The following is a 13,866-nucleotide window of genomic DNA, read 5'->3' on the forward strand; positions in this document are numbered from 1 at the left end:
GGGCGTTGGGGGGGTCACCCGGGCTCGGGGGGCTATCCCGTTCTGGGCGCCCGCGGCCGCGGGGGGGGTTAATACCCCCCCCCCCACCGCCCCCACCCCCCGGGCCACCGTGGCAGGGTCCCCGGGGTCGTCGGTGACCACTGTGCCCGACAGCCCCGCACACGCCCCCGCAGCGACCGACGCCGCCGAATCCACCGTGGAGGCGGTCACCGCGCCGGTGCCGCCGCCTACTGGGCGGTGCGGGGCGTGCACAGCGGCCACCACACCCACGAGCACCGCCGCGACCGCGGCGAGCCCGGCCCAGGCCCGCAGCGGCACCCGGCGCACCCCGCCGGGCCTGCGCCCGGGAGGCAGGCTCGGCTCGTCGCCGGGCGAAGGCGGGCTCACCAGCCACGCGGTGCCGGGAGCCGGTTCGGGTGCACCGCCGCTGCCCGCACCCAGATCGACCTCGACGGGCTGGTCAGCGTCCGAGGGGTCGCGGGGCGGGTCCCACATGTCGCCTTCGCCGGACATGTTGTGAGGCAACTGGTTTCACCTCCACTTTTGCTGGTTGTGCTTCGGGGCCTGCCCGCGTCCGCTGGTCGGGGTTAGCGGAGCGCGGGCAGGGTCCCCCGAAGGGGTCTATGGGTGAATGGTCGGCTCGTCGAGCATTCCCTGCGCAGGGGGATCGAAAAGTGCAGTGGCGTAAGCGATCTGGCCGGTCACGACTGCACGGTGGGCGCGGGCGCGTCGATCACGGGGCCGGGGTTCGATACGCGGATCAGGTTGTGGGCGAGGCGGTCGAGGACGTCGTCGATGGCGGCGAGGGCGGTGCCGGCGTGTCCGGAGTCGTACTCGCGCCAGGTGACGTGGGCTCCGCGTCGGCGGTAGGCGATGAGGGTGCGTAGTCCGGCGCGGACCGGGACGATGTGGTCGGTGTGGCCGTGGTAGAGGTGCAGCGGCACAGTGGGGGCGGCGTGGACGAGGCGTTCGTAGTCGAGCACGGTGCGCCACATCGGGTCGTTCCACGGATCCACACGCACACACCAGTGCGACAGTGGCTGCGGGTAGCGGTCGAAAAGCTCGACGTCGCCGAGGGTTTCAGCGTCGGCGGCGGCCTGCTGGCCTTCGTCGGTCAGCAGGTGACGCAGCCGCTGGTGCGGGTAGGCCCGCGACAGCCCGATCAGGGCGGCCAGCCCCAGTGGCCCGCACTGTCCGCTGCTGGTGGCCGGTGCCAGCGCGGCCAGGTCCGAGGCGACCGCGCCCGCGCAGATGCCCCGCAGGTCCAGCTCCGGCGCGTACCGCCGGTGCAGTTCGCCCGCCGCCGCGACTGCCCGGCCGCCGTCGGCGTACCCCCACGCGACCACCGGCATCCACGGCGCCTCGCGGCCACCGGAGTCGAGGTCGGGGACGTTGTGGGCGGCGCGGGCCAGGTCGAGCACGATCTGCCCACCGGCACGCGCGGCGAGGAAGGTGTACGGGCCGGAGCCGGTGACCCCGAGGCCCTCCCCGTCCGGTACCGCCACGATCCAGCCCTGCGCCAGCGCCGCGGCGATCTCCACACTGTCGGGCTCGTCCCCCACGGCCAGCATCTGCGAGGCCGCCCGGCCCCCGAGACCGTAGAAGACCGGGTAATACACCAGCAGCCCACCCGCACCCGGACCCACCGCGGAATCGGCACCGGCAGTGTCGGTGCTGATGTCGGTGTCGGGCAGGATGACCGTGCCCGAGGCCGGGATCAACCGGCCTCGGGAGTCGGTGGACACGTACAGGATCTGCCAGGCCGCTCCCGCGCCCGCCAGCTGCGGCACGAACGTCGGGCGGCTCCGCAGCAGATCCCCGGGCAGGCAACTCGGCGCGAGGACCGGTGCGCTGTAGAAGTCGGACATGGGAAACCTCCGTGAAGATCGGACAGATTGTCTTGTGGCACAGATGCTTTGGGTTTGATCTGTAACTACGGCCCCGGCCGCGATCGCGCGCAGGTCCAGTTCCGGCGCGTAGCGGGGCTGCAGGCCCGCGGCCCAGCACGCGGCGCGGCCTCCGTCGCCGTAGCCCCACACCAGGATCGGCGCGCCGACCGCACCCAGCGCAGGGATCCGGACAGCGGCACGGGCCATATCGAGGATGATCTGCCCGGCCGCGCACCCGGCCAGGAAGGTGTGGGGGCCCTGCCCGAGCACCCCGAGCCCTTCCCCGTCCACGACCGCGACCGCCCAGCCCCGGGCCAGGGCCGCGCTGATCTGCCCAGCGTCGAATTCGGTGCCCGCGGCGAGCAACTGGGACGGGGCGCAGTTGCCGCCGAGGCCGTGGAAGCTCGGGTAGTACAGCAGCACTGGCCCCTCGCCGAGGTCCCGGGCGCCGTCGGGAGTGATCACGGTGCCCGACACCGGGATCGGATTGCCCCGGGAGTCGCGGGACACGTACAGGATCTGCCAGGCCGCGCCCGCGCCCTGGAGATTCGGGGTCGCGGTGGGACGCAGGCGCAGAATCTCCCCGAGCCGATGCTTTCTCGTCAATGCGGGCGGAGTGTAGAAGCCGACGTCGGTCGTCGTAGCAACGGTGGTGATGTCGGAAGTTGTTGTGGTGGTGGAGTTCTTCGTCATCGTGGTCCTTCGCTGAGGTCGTGGACGAGGGCGACCAGCCAGGCGATGCCGGAGGCGAGCTGGCCGGTGGCGGCATAGCCCTGATGGAAGGCCGCCGTGGCGGCCATGCGCGCCCACACCGCCGGATCCGCCAGGTCGCCGTTGTCGGCGACCAGCAGCCCCCAGGCCGCAGACAACTGGCCCGCCAGCTTCACCAGCTCACCCGGGTGCGCGGTGACGGTGGCCGCGATCTGGTTCCAGTGCGTCTGCGCCTCGTGCACCCGTTCGGGTGCCGGGGCAGGGATACGCGGGTCGGCGGCATCGATCAGCCGCTGTGACAACGGCGCCTGAGGGCTGTAGTCGACCGTGGCGGAGTTGACGGTGACGTCGTCGAGCACCACGGTGGTCCAGGCCGAACCCAACGCCGACGACAGGGCCTGCCGCAGACTGGCCACGGCGGCGACCGGGTTCGACAGGTCGGCTTGCGCGGCGAGCAGCGCGCCGGCCCGCAGCAGTGCCGTGTGCTCGGGGGCCGAGCACGCCAGGTCCCCGTCGACGCAGATGTCGGCCACCCTCCCGGTCAGCGGCCCGTACTCGGCGTCGTCGGCGGCGATACCGCTCCCGGACGCAGGCGCGAGCGTGAGCTGCACCGTCGAGACCGCGCTGCCGGAGCTGCCCGGAACAGGGTCCGGTGTGATCTGGCCCGGCCGCCCGGGGAACACTTGAGTGCCGGAGCGGCGTTCGGGGTTGGCATACAGCGCGATCGCGGCGACCCGGTCGGCGGGGACCGGCCCGTCCCCGGCACCGATAGCTCGCGCAACTTGCGAAATGACCTGCGCGCCTTGGGAATACCCGACCATCGCCAGCTCGGTGGCCGGACACCGGTCCACGATCTGTGCGGCGGTGGTGCCGAGTTCGGTCACCGCGCCAGCGACCGAGGCGGCATACGATTCCGGCCCACCACCGGCACCTGGAAGACCACCGAACCCGGCCTGGTACGGAATGTAGGTGTGCTGCACCATTGCCGGGGCCGCCGCGGTCACCGGGCCCAGCAGTGCGCCGAGGACACCGGTGTCGTCGGTGCGGCTCGCGGCCGGGGAGGACTGGCCGGTGCCCTGTACCGCGAGCACCCACAGCACCGGACATCCCGGATCGGCCGGAGGCGGTGCGGCTGCGGCCGGTCCGGACACGACGGCGCCGACCGCCAGACCTGTCAGCAACACTGCGGCGCGGCGGGTGCGGGACCGGGAGGTGCTCACCGCGGCACCTCGGTGTCGTCGATGGCGTTGTCGTGATCGACTGCGACAGTGGCGAATTCGGTCTGCCGATCACTCATGTTGCGGGGCGGCTTCGGACCGTGTTGCGCCTGAAGGCTCTGCCGTTTCGGTTTCTCGCTGACATCGCGCACGATCAGCGGCGGAGCCCCAATAACCGGGACCAGTGTGGTCGTCACGATCTTCTCGATCTCGTCAGCCATAGTGCTGTGCTCCTTGCGAATGGGTGATTTATCGAGGCCGCCGGTACTGCGCGCCCGGCGGCTTTGTTCTGACCCGCAGGGCCAGTGCCCGCGAGATATGTACGGGGACAGGGCAAGTGCGTTAGGTGCCTATTTCGGTTTCGGGAAGCTGGCGCGGGTGAGCGCGCGTTTCGGGGCAGTTGCAAACGCGATTGTTGAGGTTGCGCAGCAGCCACCGCTTCGCCGCCGCGTCCACGGCGGCGACCTCGGTGCGTAGCGCCGATTCGGGCTCAGGGGGCTCCATCGCTGTTCTTCGGGGCAGTCGATCGATGACCTGCTGCACCGCGTCGCGGGCGTGGACCAGGTCATTGAGATGGATGCGAGCGATTCGACCGGAGTTCTTCGCGAACCGGGCGTCGGCAGCCAGGCACGCGATGCGCACGGTGTCTCGGGCCAAGGTGTAGGCAGCGCCGAAGAGCGCATCCGTGATCGGACGCCGCCGAGCCGGACGCGATTCAGGCCCCCGCTTGCCCACCTGTTCCTGCTGCCGCGCAGTCGGTTTCGGCGGATACGCTTTGCCATCCAATCCAGTGACCGTTCCAAGTGCGCCATTCGGCGCACCGGAAATCTCCCGCCGCACCGTTGTGGCACCGCTCCCCGTTGCTGCCGAAATGGCCCTGGTGCTCATGCCGATCTCGCGCAGGGAGGCGACGACGTCGGACCGTTCCTCGCGTGACAGCCGCAACCGGCTGTTCCCGAATTCCCGGGTGCAGTAGTCGTCCCACGAGTCGTCGCCCAGTACCGACCACGCCCGCGACACATACGCCTGCTTGACCAGCTCCCACACCGGCTCGACGCCGATCCGGATCCGGTCGGTCAGCTCCCGGGCATCGGCCGAGGACAACCGAGGCCACGGGGCCGCAGACGGGGTCCCGGCCGGGCTCGCCACGTCCTCTAGCCCACCGCCGGCATGCTCGGGCTCCTGGCCTACGAGACCGGTGCCGGTGCGAACCGCACCGGGCCCCACGACGATCTCGCGAGTCTCCGCGGTGACCGGGGTACTGGTCTCGGGGATGTTCATCGCTGGTCGACCCCGACAGCGGCACCGAACCCGGCACCCACCGTGCCACCGGCCACTGCCCCGGCCACCGCCGCAGGCAACCCGGCGATCAGCGCACCCGCCGCCGCCCCGGCCGCCGCGCCCAGCGCGGTCCCGGCCACACCCGAGGTGACGGTCCCGATCACGGGCACCGCCACGACCGTTCCCACTGCGGCACCGGCGATCCCGCCGACCGTACCCCCGACCAGACCACCCACCACGGCACCGACCGCTGCGGCCGGAGCCGCGCTGACCGCGCCGCCGATCACGCCACCTATCCCGGCACCGGCCGCCGTGGCTCCGGCGACCCGGTCCGAGCGGCCCGCCGGAATCCCGACCGAGTCCAGCGCGGTCGCGACCTGGGCCTCGGCGGTGGCGGCGGTGCCATTGATCGCGTCACGGACCTCGCCGGGCAGCCACGGCGGAGACGGCACCGCGAACTGCCCCACCCGGATCTCGTCAAGGGGCGCGGAGATCGGCGCGACCGGCTCCACCGGCACCGGCAGATGCAGCTCCTCCACCCGCACCGGCGGCACCGGATCCGGCGACGGTGCGGGCCTCGGCGCGGGCCCATTACGCACCGCGGCCGGTTGCTCGACATACGCTTCCGGCGCCGGGGGCGCCGGGGGCGGCGGCAGTGGGGTCGGGGTGCCTGGCTGCGCGGGCGCAGTCACCCCGGGCTGGTTGGCAACCGGCCCGGAATCGGCAGCAGACGCGACACCGGGGGCCGCTAGGACAATGACCACCGGCACTGCTCCGGCGACCATCACCCGGACCCACAACATCCGTTTCCGATCGGCCGGAAGACGCGGGGAAGACCGTCTCCCGGATAGTCCGGCAGCAGGCTTGATCAACCTCGAATATGACGGGGTAATTTCTGTTTTCGGCACGACAAATAAGCCCTTTCCAGGAAAGCGGCAATAGTTCGGGAAGGCGCGTTCATTCCACGCCGGGCGGTGCACCCGGCCGCGCGAATGCGCAGCCAGAAGCCACCAATGAGGAGGAGTTGATTACAGGGGTGGCAGGAGCGGAGCGATCAACGCGATCGCGTTGTTCGCCAGTGCGACCACGTTGGCCGCGATCGATGTTCCGATATTGATCAACGACAAGATAGTGAAGGGATCCACAAGATTATTCCTTCCGTGAGTAACCGAACACCTCTATCCAATACACGGAAGCCCTTGCCGCGCTAGCCCTTTGAACTGGTATTTTCTACACCAACGGGCAATCACCATCGAGGGCACATTTGCTGACCTGCGCGTTGTCCACGAATTGGTAACAGCAGTACCAACGCAAATTTTTTCCCACCGGACGACGACCGCATGCGACACGTCACAAAGCAGCAGAATCGAGCCGACTCGGCTACGGAGCAGCTACTAAAAGTTTCAACCGGAATAGCGTTGCATCAGCGATCTAGGTCTGATAATCATGAGGTGGTCTCGGGGGGACCAACCTTTCATCCTATCTGCCCGGCGATCCTGGGCGGAAGACTCAATTTGTAGGGGGTTTGACCACAGTGAACACCACTTCCGATCGGTCCGGTGCCCCGGACGAGCGTCACGAGCGCGACGGGGTACACCCCGAGACCGACGCCCTGATGACCCTGGCCAGCTGGGTCCGTCAGGTCCGCGAATACCACAACTTGACCCGCCTCCAAGGCGCACAGACCACCGGCATCAGCTACGACTCTCTGAAAAAGATCGAGTACGGCACGCTACACCCCAGCCGCCGAGCCCTGCAGCTGCTCATCGACGGTTACCGCCTCGACGCCGCGCAGGCCCGCATGACCTGGGATCTGTGGCTGCCGCCCGTGCAGCTGCCGTCGGTCGCCGAACTCCGCGACCGGACCGCCACCTTCGACCGGCTTCACATGCTCCACCAGCTCAGCGGCAACGGCATGGCCCTGGTCTTCCTCGACCCGGCCTGGAACATCCTCGTCGCCACCCACACCTTCTACGACATGCTGCCCGACACCGGCCTGCACCCCGAAAGCAACGTCGCGCGATGGGCGCTGCCGCCCGCTCCCGCGCCCTCGCCGGCCGAGCCGCTGCTGGCCGACCCCGTGGGCGAGGGACGATGGCTCGTCGGCATGCTCCGCGGCACGATCGCCCGCTACCGCACCAGCCCCGAGGTGATCCGCCTCTACCACCAGCTCTCACTCAACCCGCTGTTCACCCACCACATGAACACCAGCATCGACGTCGCCTACGGCCGCGACGAACAGCGCCCCCTCCGCCTGCGCTGCCCCACCGCGCGCGAACCCAACGCATTCACCCTGCAAACCACCGCCATCAGCGACATCCCCGAAATCCGCGGCTTCCTCGCCTGGCGCACCCAAGACCCACACCTGCAACCGCCCGACCTGACCGGGGCCTGACCAGGGCGCGGTGCCGCCGTCACCGATTCCTCTCGGGACGACGGCACGCGCCAGACCGGCCCCACGCCCCTGCACGGGACAGGCTGCCGCCGGTCGGCCCGCCGACTGCTCGGCTGGATCACGCCTGTCGATCGACGGGCCTGACCCCGACTCCATGCAGAAGACGTGGTGCACCGGCTCAGCGGCACGCCGGGCAGTGCCGCCACAGCGGCTCGCCGACGATGTTCCCCACAAACGACGCTGCGATCAACGCGGCGACAGCGTTGCCGCCCTCACCCACTCCTGTTCCAACCGGGCCACGACGAGTCACCAGATCACTACTCTCCCTTGCGGTTCGGGCCGCCCAGTGCGCGATGGCACCACCAGCAGGCTCGGCAACAGCTCGTCGTACTCGCGGATTCGGCCATCCTGCGGCCGAGGGCAGGCTCGAGATCGGCGAGGCGTTCGAGGAATCCAGCCCGCTCGAAGACCAGAGGTCAGAGGGTCACGGCTACGTGGGGTGCGTGGTGGCGCACGGCAGCGGCGAGCCGGTCATGGTCGAGGCGCCAGCCGATGATCGGCCTGCTCACGGCCACCGCATCCAGTCCGCCACCAAGCCCCAGAATCCGCACGGCGGCAGCCTGCAGCCGACCATGCGGGCCGGTGTCTCGGGGGTGTCGCTGGATGCCGAGGTAGGACAACCGGGCACCGTAGGGCAGGTACTGCGAATACACCACGACGCCGATGATCTCGGGCCACGGCACCGTGACCGTGGTGGCGCGGTACCGCCAGAAGGCGCGACCGCCGAGGGTGATGCCCTCGCTGTCGACGCGCAAAGCGACCTGCCGCGACAGCATGATCGCCAGGAAGATGCCCGCGACGCACACGGCGCAGGCGAAGATCAACCACCGCATCGGTACTGCCTCACCGACCATCGTGACCACCGCGACGGCCACGGCCCCGACGACGCCCAGAACGCCGGACGCAGTGCACCCGAAGCGGACTTCATAGATGTGGTCGGAGCAGGTGGATGGCATCGAAGATTCACCAATTCCCATCACAGACAGTCTGATAGCAGGCAAAGGGCATTGCAGACACGGACGTTCGCGGCTGCCTTACACCGTCGAGATCGCGAAATACACGGGCACGCATCGAGTTTCAGTGGCTGCCGATGAGCAGTGCCGCACCACCTCACCAGAAGTCCTCGCGAGGTCCGCAGGCACGCCGGCACTCGTGCCGAAGCCTTGGAAGGCGGCGTCGGCGTGGTCGGTGAGGACCGCCAGGTAGAGGGCGGCCTTGGATGGGAAGCGGGCCCAGACGGTGGCGCGGGTCAGCCCGGCGCGCGCGGCCCGCCGCGTCGAGACTGGCATTGGTGTAGCCGTGGCGGAGGAACTCCGTACGGGCGGCAGCCAGCACACGGGTGCGGTGCTGCTGTTCGCTGCGGGCAGGATGGGTCATCGACTGTCGACTCCTCGAAATCAACTCGAATACACCGCGATTCCCAGCGTCCGGCCCGGTCCCTGGGCGCTGATGTGGGGCGGGTTCTGGCGGGCTAGGTGCTGTCGGCGAGGGGAATGTGCGGCGCGTGCCAGGCGAGGACGGTCACGAATCGGGCGCGGTCGAGTCGCCAGCCGGTGACCCGGCGGCTGGTCACCCACTCCCGCCGTGCCGCCTCGGACGGCGGCATGGTGGCACCCGGGTCCGGGGCCGGGGTCCGGTCGTGCAGGACCTTGATGCAGGAGGGTGTGCCGCGTGGCCGGAGTCGTGGGGTGTAGAGCACGATGCCGGTGATCTCGCTCCAGGGCACGATCACGGTGCTCGCCTGGTAGCGCCACACCGGGTTGCCGCCCAGCATGATGCCCTCGGCATCGACACGCAACGCTGCCAGCGGCGAAGTCATCGTCGCCGCCGCAGTCAGCGTCGCGAACGCGGCCAGCATGAACATCGGAACCCGCAGCAGCGCAGGCGTTCCCGTCGCCGCGACCGCCGCGATCATGCACGCAGCCGACAACAGAAGAAGTAATGTGCCTTTCGGTGTGAAACCGAATCGCGCTTCATACACCGGGGACGAATAGACAGGCTGCATCGGTATCGAATCCTTTCCGGGGAAGGCAGAAGTGACCGGGAAATATCAACGGCGAAAGCCGACCGGGCTTATTGCTGGTGGGTTTCGTCGAGCAGAACCAGGGCAGCGAGACGGACGAGGCACTCGTCGGGAGGATGGCTGCGGTGGACCCAGCAGAGTTCTTCCGCGCGTGACGGGGTCAGCCCGATCAACCGGGCCCGGCACAGCACCTCGGCCAGCAAGCCGTCGGCATGCACGAACGCAGCGGAATCCACCCAGATCACCTCCTTTCCACCGGTCACAGGGTCAGGTTGGCGGTGCCTCGGCGCGGTGGACGTCAACCGCGACAGGTCCCCGGAGCCCGTCTTTGATCCCGTAGCGGACACGCTGGCCCGTGCAGATCCAGGACGGGTCCTTGTCCCGTAGCCCGGTGTAATGCACGAACAAATCCGGCTCACCGGGTCGCTGGATAAACCCGTAACCCTTCTGCTGATGGAAAAACTTCACGACTCCCTCGTTCACGAGTCCGTCGCCTCCTTCTCCTTCGATTTCCAGGGACTTAATAGGCATGGGCGGGGTACGTGCAGATCACGATGATCAGCGCGCGGTGGAATGGATCAGGCCGGGTTTATCGGCTGCTGTGGCCCGATTCCCACCAGGCCGCGCAGCGCCCGGACAGCGCCGTGTGCAGGTCGCTCCAGCGGGTGCCGGTGCGGTGATGCAGAGCCAGGACGACCTCGTCGTAGACCGCGATGCGGGCATCGGTGTACACGAACCGGACCGTCGCCCGCGGGCTCGCATACGGGAACGGGTCGTTGAGCCAAAAGCCTTGCAACGCACGCACGAACACCTCGCCCAGGTAGCAGCCGAACCGGGTCAGGACCTCGTCCCCGGTATCGGCATCGGCAGTGATGCCGGGAAACCGTTGCAGCAGAGTGCGTTCGGCGTGCTGCAGGCCGGTGCTCGACCAGAGATCGGCGGGCATCGCCGCGACATCGTCGGCGAGAAAAGTCTCCAGGCGGTCGTCTTTGCGGGTCACCCATTCCAGCCACGGCGGCTCGAATTGCCAGTTGATCGTCGACCGGCCCACCGGATCGGTCATGGCCACCTCCCCGCCTCCCCCGCCGCCAGCACCGCGTCGACGACCACGCCGAACGACGGCAGCACCCGTGGCGGGCCCGGTACGTCCAGCCAGCAACGGCGGCGATCGCCCGGGGTCGGCAACGCCACCGTCGACCCGGGCAGCACCGGCACCGCACCGAACCGCGTCAACGACACCGACACCTCCGCCGTATCCACCCACCGGCCCGGGACACCGGTGATGAACACCCACACCGTGCGATCGATCGAGAACACCGGCGCGGGCCGCTCCCGCAACCGCGTTCTCACCCGCACACCCAGGGCTTTCGGGACGAGAACCGCCCACTGCCGATCCGCACGCAACACGATCGCGCCCGTCTGACTGTCGCGAATGGTGTTCCAGCCCAGCTGATCTCGATACACGCCGCACCGCTGCTCAGCCAGCCCAGCCGCCTCGGCATGCGACATCATCGTGGTAGTACTCATCTACTTTCTCCTCACTCGATTCCGACAAACACCCGGCCTCGGGACAGGGGCACGGGAGGCTACGGCGGCTACAGCCACAGCTGCTGGTAGGGCATCAACGGCATCCAGGCATCGACGCGGTCGTCGATGCTCACCCGCGCCAGATACGCCGCAGCCGCAGCGAATGCCTCGGCCACCGCCCGCTCGGCACGGAAATGCAGGGGCTCGCCTTCGTCGAGCTGCACCGTCATGTGACATTCCATGACCGCTCTCCAGTCGTGGACGAGTCATCTACGGAACGTCGAACAACGAGACGCGAGGTTTGCGGCATGGCGTGTTTGTTGGCCCGGCGACCGCATCGCGATGCGGCATGGCTGGGCGCCCGGGGCGAGTCGCTGATCGTGGCTCGCGTGCCTTCTACCTGTACGGACATGGGCAGACCCTCTCCCGTGCGTACTGTGTTTCGTACCTGTCTGAAAACATGACCGAATACACGGATGACGGTACATCTGACAAGTTGTCAAAACAACACCCATGCACAATCTTTGTTCACCCGTCAGAGCGGTAGGATCGCAACGAACTCGGCGAAAGGAGCACTCGATGGCACCCACGTCACCCACGGTTGCCCGATGGGAACTAACCCTCCGGCTCAACGAGTGGCGCAAGCACCTCGGGATCGATGTCGACACCGCGGCGAAGGCGTTGAAGATCTCCCGTAACCACTGGTGGCAGATCATGAGCGACCGCAGGGCCCTGACCGACGACCACTTCGATGCGATGCTCAAGCTGTTCGGAATCAGCCCGGACGAGCAGGAAGACCTGCGCGCGTTGCGAGCCGAGGCCCGTGGCCGTGGCTGGTGGTCGGAGTACTCCGGTCTGTTCAGCGACGAGAACCGGCGACTGTTCGGACTCGAACACGGAGCACAGGCAGTGCAGAGCTACGAAGGACTACTCATCCCGGGTCTGCTGCAAACCGAAGACTACGCACGGGCGGTGATGACGTCGGATATAGCCCGCATTCGCCCCGTCGACGCCGAACGGTACATCGAGGCGCGGATGCGCCGGCAGAAACGCCTTACCGGGGAAGACGCCCTTCAGCTCACCGCCGTCATCCACGAGGCTGCCCTCGTCCAACAAACCGGTGGGCCCGAAGTGTTACGCGAGCAGCTGCACCACCTCATCCGGGTTACCCAGGACGATCAGGCCAAGGTCGACATCCGCATCGTGCCGTTCTCCGCGACCAAACGCCCCATCCTCAGCGGTTCACCGTTCCACCTGATCGACTTCGCCAGCCCCGTGCTGCCCACGCTGGCTTGGCACGAATCCGTTGCCACCCACGGCATCATCGAAGATCCGACCAGGGTCCGCGAGCTTCGTATCATCTACGGCCAGCAGCACGAAGAGGCACTGAGCCGAGCTGAGTCTTTGAGCCTCATTCAGCAAAAAGCAGATGGGATAGCCTGAAAAGTATGAGCGTCACCGACACCGTCAACAGCCCGCGACACGGCTGGTTCAAGTCGTCCAAGTCCAACGACGGCCCCAACTGTGTCGAGGTACGGTTCGACGGCGATTTCGTTCACCTGCGCGACAGCAAGTACCTCCGTGACCCCGCGAACGATCCAGCCGCACAGCCTCTGATCACGCTCAAGGCTGAGTACTGGGACAGCTTCCTCGCGGCCGCAGCCGTCGACAAGGCCGATGCCCGCAGCGATCAACCTGTCATCCTTCGGCACCCGACCGGGCAGGTGTCCGTGCGTGCCCAGGACGGCACCACACTCACCTTTACGGCGGACGAGTGGGACGCCTTCACCGCTGGAGTTCGAGAAGGCGAATTCGCCGCAGCTTGATACAACCGCTCCCGAACTGTAGGTTCTCAGAAGTCGTGGCCAAATCTCAGAATGATTGGCCACGACTTGGCCAGTTGGCCACCGGCGTGAGACTCCGCAGGTAGCGGCCCCGCGTGGTGACCCGATCATCGTGTGCGGCATGAGGATTGGCCATAGTTCTGAGACAGACCGCGATGGCCACCATGTGAGACTGCCTAGAAGTTGCAGGTCAGCGGCTTGGCAGTGGCCACGACTTTTGAGACCCTACACGAACGGATCCGGGCGCACCCATGCCGATCCGAATGGGCCGCTAATTCCAATTCGAAGCTAGGCAGAGGCGGAAGCCGATCCGAAATCGCGGAAGGCGGCCACCGCGCGGCCGATGCTAGTTGAAGCTAGCTAGACGAGAATAGTTGTGGCGCAGAGCCAGCAGTCGGGGAGGATGCGCGCCCGGGTGGCGTTGAGCTGGCTCACCAGCAAACTCGATGAAGCCAACTGAACGAAAAGGCATCCCGGTGACTCTGGCGCGGCAGATGAAATCAGAGTCCGGCCCATGTCAGATAGGCCAGGCCATTGCTCTCGTCGTCGAAATCCCCAATGAGAAGACTCAATCCAGTACGGCGGTTGTAGTACCGGAGATGCTTCTCAGCCGCATTGAAGCAGGTCTCCGCGTCTGCACCCCGGGCAGATGCCTTGCCGCCACCGCAGTCGTCCGCTTGAAGTGGGGGCTGATTCGGCAGCAGGTGCCCGGCGAAGACTCGAATGCGCGGGTAAGCCTGTGTGAACAGGCGGTCAGTGTCCGGCGTCGTCTGAATGACACAAAGGGTAGCGGGAGCTTCCGACCCGGGCCTGCATCCTGTCGAGTTCCGGAGCCGACTCGGGAGGGCCGCGACGAAATCATCCTGCGATCCAACGGTGGCGGCGGCCCCCACGGTCGGGCTGGCGGTCACCCCGCCAC

General features: G+C 67.8%; 17 protein-coding genes. 4 read left to right on the top strand and 13 right to left on the bottom strand.

Annotated features, from left to right (window positions below; genetic code table 11):
* Positions 1-133 precede the first annotated feature (133 nt).
* The gene (locus QH470_RS26690) at positions 134-520 is read left to right on the top strand and encodes a hypothetical protein (protein WP_280275109.1); all 387 of its coding nucleotides are present in this window, start codon (positions 134-136) and stop codon (positions 518-520) included.
* A 181-nt stretch (positions 521-701) separates the two neighbouring features.
* On the opposite strand, the gene QH470_RS26695 is transcribed toward QH470_RS26690, so the two are convergent.
* The 5 genes from QH470_RS26695 to QH470_RS26715 form a co-directional block, all read right to left on the bottom strand.
* Positions 702-2,582: a lipase family protein gene (locus tag QH470_RS26695; RefSeq protein ID WP_280275110.1), complete on the bottom strand. Its 1,881-nt coding sequence runs from the start codon at positions 2,580-2,582 to the stop codon at positions 702-704.
* The gene (locus QH470_RS26700; protein ID WP_280275111.1) at positions 2,579-3,820 is read right to left on the bottom strand and encodes a cutinase family protein; all 1,242 of its coding nucleotides are present in this window, start codon (positions 3,818-3,820) and stop codon (positions 2,579-2,581) included. The genes QH470_RS26695 and QH470_RS26700 overlap by 4 nt, the downstream gene beginning before the upstream one ends.
* Positions 3,817-4,038 (bottom strand): hypothetical protein, encoded by a 222-nt coding sequence (locus QH470_RS26705; protein ID WP_280275112.1) that lies wholly within the window; start codon positions 4,036-4,038, stop codon positions 3,817-3,819. The genes QH470_RS26700 and QH470_RS26705 overlap by 4 nt, the downstream gene beginning before the upstream one ends.
* A 121-nt stretch (positions 4,039-4,159) precedes the next feature.
* Positions 4,160-4,864 carry a hypothetical protein gene (locus QH470_RS26710; protein ID WP_280275113.1) on the bottom strand — a complete coding sequence of 235 codons (705 nt, stop codon included), beginning with the start codon at positions 4,862-4,864 and terminating at the stop codon, positions 4,160-4,162.
* A 230-nt stretch (positions 4,865-5,094) separates the two neighbouring features.
* Positions 5,095-5,790 (bottom strand): hypothetical protein, encoded by a 696-nt coding sequence (locus QH470_RS26715; protein WP_280275114.1) that lies wholly within the window; start codon positions 5,788-5,790, stop codon positions 5,095-5,097.
* Between the two features lie 842 nt (positions 5,791-6,632).
* On the opposite strand from QH470_RS26715, the gene QH470_RS26720 reads away from it, so the two are divergent.
* A complete protein-coding gene (locus QH470_RS26720; protein ID WP_280275115.1) occupies positions 6,633-7,493 on the top strand; it encodes a helix-turn-helix domain-containing protein in 861 nt (286 codons plus the stop codon).
* A 476-nt stretch (positions 7,494-7,969) separates the two neighbouring features.
* On the opposite strand, the gene QH470_RS26725 is transcribed toward QH470_RS26720, so the two are convergent.
* The 8 genes from QH470_RS26725 to QH470_RS26760 form a co-directional block, all read right to left on the bottom strand.
* Entirely contained in the window at positions 7,970-8,509 is a 540-nt protein-coding gene (locus QH470_RS26725) for a hypothetical protein (protein ID WP_280275116.1), read from the bottom strand.
* A gap of 78 nt (positions 8,510-8,587) precedes the next feature.
* Positions 8,588-8,842, bottom strand: coding sequence for a TetR family transcriptional regulator (locus QH470_RS26730; RefSeq protein ID WP_280275117.1), 255 nt, complete (start codon positions 8,840-8,842; stop codon positions 8,588-8,590).
* A gap of 182 nt (positions 8,843-9,024) precedes the next feature.
* Positions 9,025-9,468: a hypothetical protein gene (locus QH470_RS26735; protein ID WP_280275118.1), complete on the bottom strand. Its 444-nt coding sequence runs from the start codon at positions 9,466-9,468 to the stop codon at positions 9,025-9,027.
* Positions 9,469-9,626: 158 nt separating this feature from the next.
* Complete coding sequence (locus QH470_RS26740) at positions 9,627-9,839, bottom strand: hypothetical protein (protein WP_280275119.1); 213 nt, start codon at positions 9,837-9,839, stop codon at positions 9,627-9,629.
* A 4-nt stretch (positions 9,840-9,843) separates the two neighbouring features.
* A complete protein-coding gene (locus QH470_RS26745; RefSeq protein ID WP_280275120.1) occupies positions 9,844-10,059 on the bottom strand; it encodes a cold-shock protein in 216 nt (71 codons plus the stop codon).
* Between the two features lie 106 nt (positions 10,060-10,165).
* Positions 10,166-10,639, bottom strand: a complete 474-nt coding sequence (locus tag QH470_RS26750; RefSeq protein WP_280275121.1) for a hypothetical protein — start codon at positions 10,637-10,639, stop codon at positions 10,166-10,168.
* Positions 10,636-11,103: a hypothetical protein gene (locus QH470_RS26755; RefSeq protein ID WP_280275122.1), complete on the bottom strand. Its 468-nt coding sequence runs from the start codon at positions 11,101-11,103 to the stop codon at positions 10,636-10,638. The genes QH470_RS26750 and QH470_RS26755 overlap by 4 nt, the downstream gene beginning before the upstream one ends.
* Before the next feature lie 68 nt (positions 11,104-11,171).
* Positions 11,172-11,333: a hypothetical protein gene (locus QH470_RS26760; protein WP_280275123.1), complete on the bottom strand. Its 162-nt coding sequence runs from the start codon at positions 11,331-11,333 to the stop codon at positions 11,172-11,174.
* 349 nt (positions 11,334-11,682) lie between these two features.
* Between QH470_RS26760 and QH470_RS26765 the strand changes: the two genes are divergently transcribed.
* Positions 11,683-12,546 carry a helix-turn-helix domain-containing protein gene (locus tag QH470_RS26765; RefSeq protein WP_280275124.1) on the top strand — a complete coding sequence of 288 codons (864 nt, stop codon included), beginning with the start codon at positions 11,683-11,685 and terminating at the stop codon, positions 12,544-12,546.
* 5 nt (positions 12,547-12,551) lie between these two features.
* Positions 12,552-12,929, top strand: a complete 378-nt coding sequence (locus QH470_RS26770) for a DUF397 domain-containing protein (protein ID WP_280275125.1) — start codon at positions 12,552-12,554, stop codon at positions 12,927-12,929.
* Positions 12,930-13,866 lie beyond the last annotated feature (937 nt).

Source organism: Nocardia wallacei, assembly GCF_029868745.1.
In the GTDB taxonomy this organism is placed as follows: Bacteria; Actinomycetota; Actinomycetes; order Mycobacteriales; family Mycobacteriaceae; genus Nocardia; species Nocardia wallacei_B.

Coding starts and splice junctions, on each gene's coding strand:
- QH470_RS26695 (WP_280275110.1), bottom strand. CDS start 2,582: ATGACGAAGAACTCCACCACCACAACAACTTCCGACATCACCACCGTT.
- QH470_RS26705 (WP_280275112.1), bottom strand. CDS start 4,038: ATGGCTGACGAGATCGAGAAGATCGTGACGACCACACTGGTCCCGGTT.
- QH470_RS26725 (WP_280275116.1), bottom strand. CDS start 8,509: ATGCCATCCACCTGCTCCGACCACATCTATGAAGTCCGCTTCGGGTGC.
- QH470_RS26730 (WP_280275117.1), bottom strand. CDS start 8,842: ATGCCAGTCTCGACGCGGCGGGCCGCGCGCGCCGGGCTGACCCGCGCC.
- QH470_RS26735 (WP_280275118.1), bottom strand. CDS start 9,468: ATGATCGCGGCGGTCGCGGCGACGGGAACGCCTGCGCTGCTGCGGGTT.
- QH470_RS26750 (WP_280275121.1), bottom strand. CDS start 10,639: ATGACCGATCCGGTGGGCCGGTCGACGATCAACTGGCAATTCGAGCCG.
- QH470_RS26755 (WP_280275122.1), bottom strand. CDS start 11,103: ATGAGTACTACCACGATGATGTCGCATGCCGAGGCGGCTGGGCTGGCT.
- QH470_RS26760 (WP_280275123.1), bottom strand. CDS start 11,333: ATGACGGTGCAGCTCGACGAAGGCGAGCCCCTGCATTTCCGTGCCGAG.
- QH470_RS26765 (WP_280275124.1), top strand. CDS start 11,683: ATGGCACCCACGTCACCCACGGTTGCCCGATGGGAACTAACCCTCCGG.
- QH470_RS26770 (WP_280275125.1), top strand. CDS start 12,552: ATGAGCGTCACCGACACCGTCAACAGCCCGCGACACGGCTGGTTCAAG.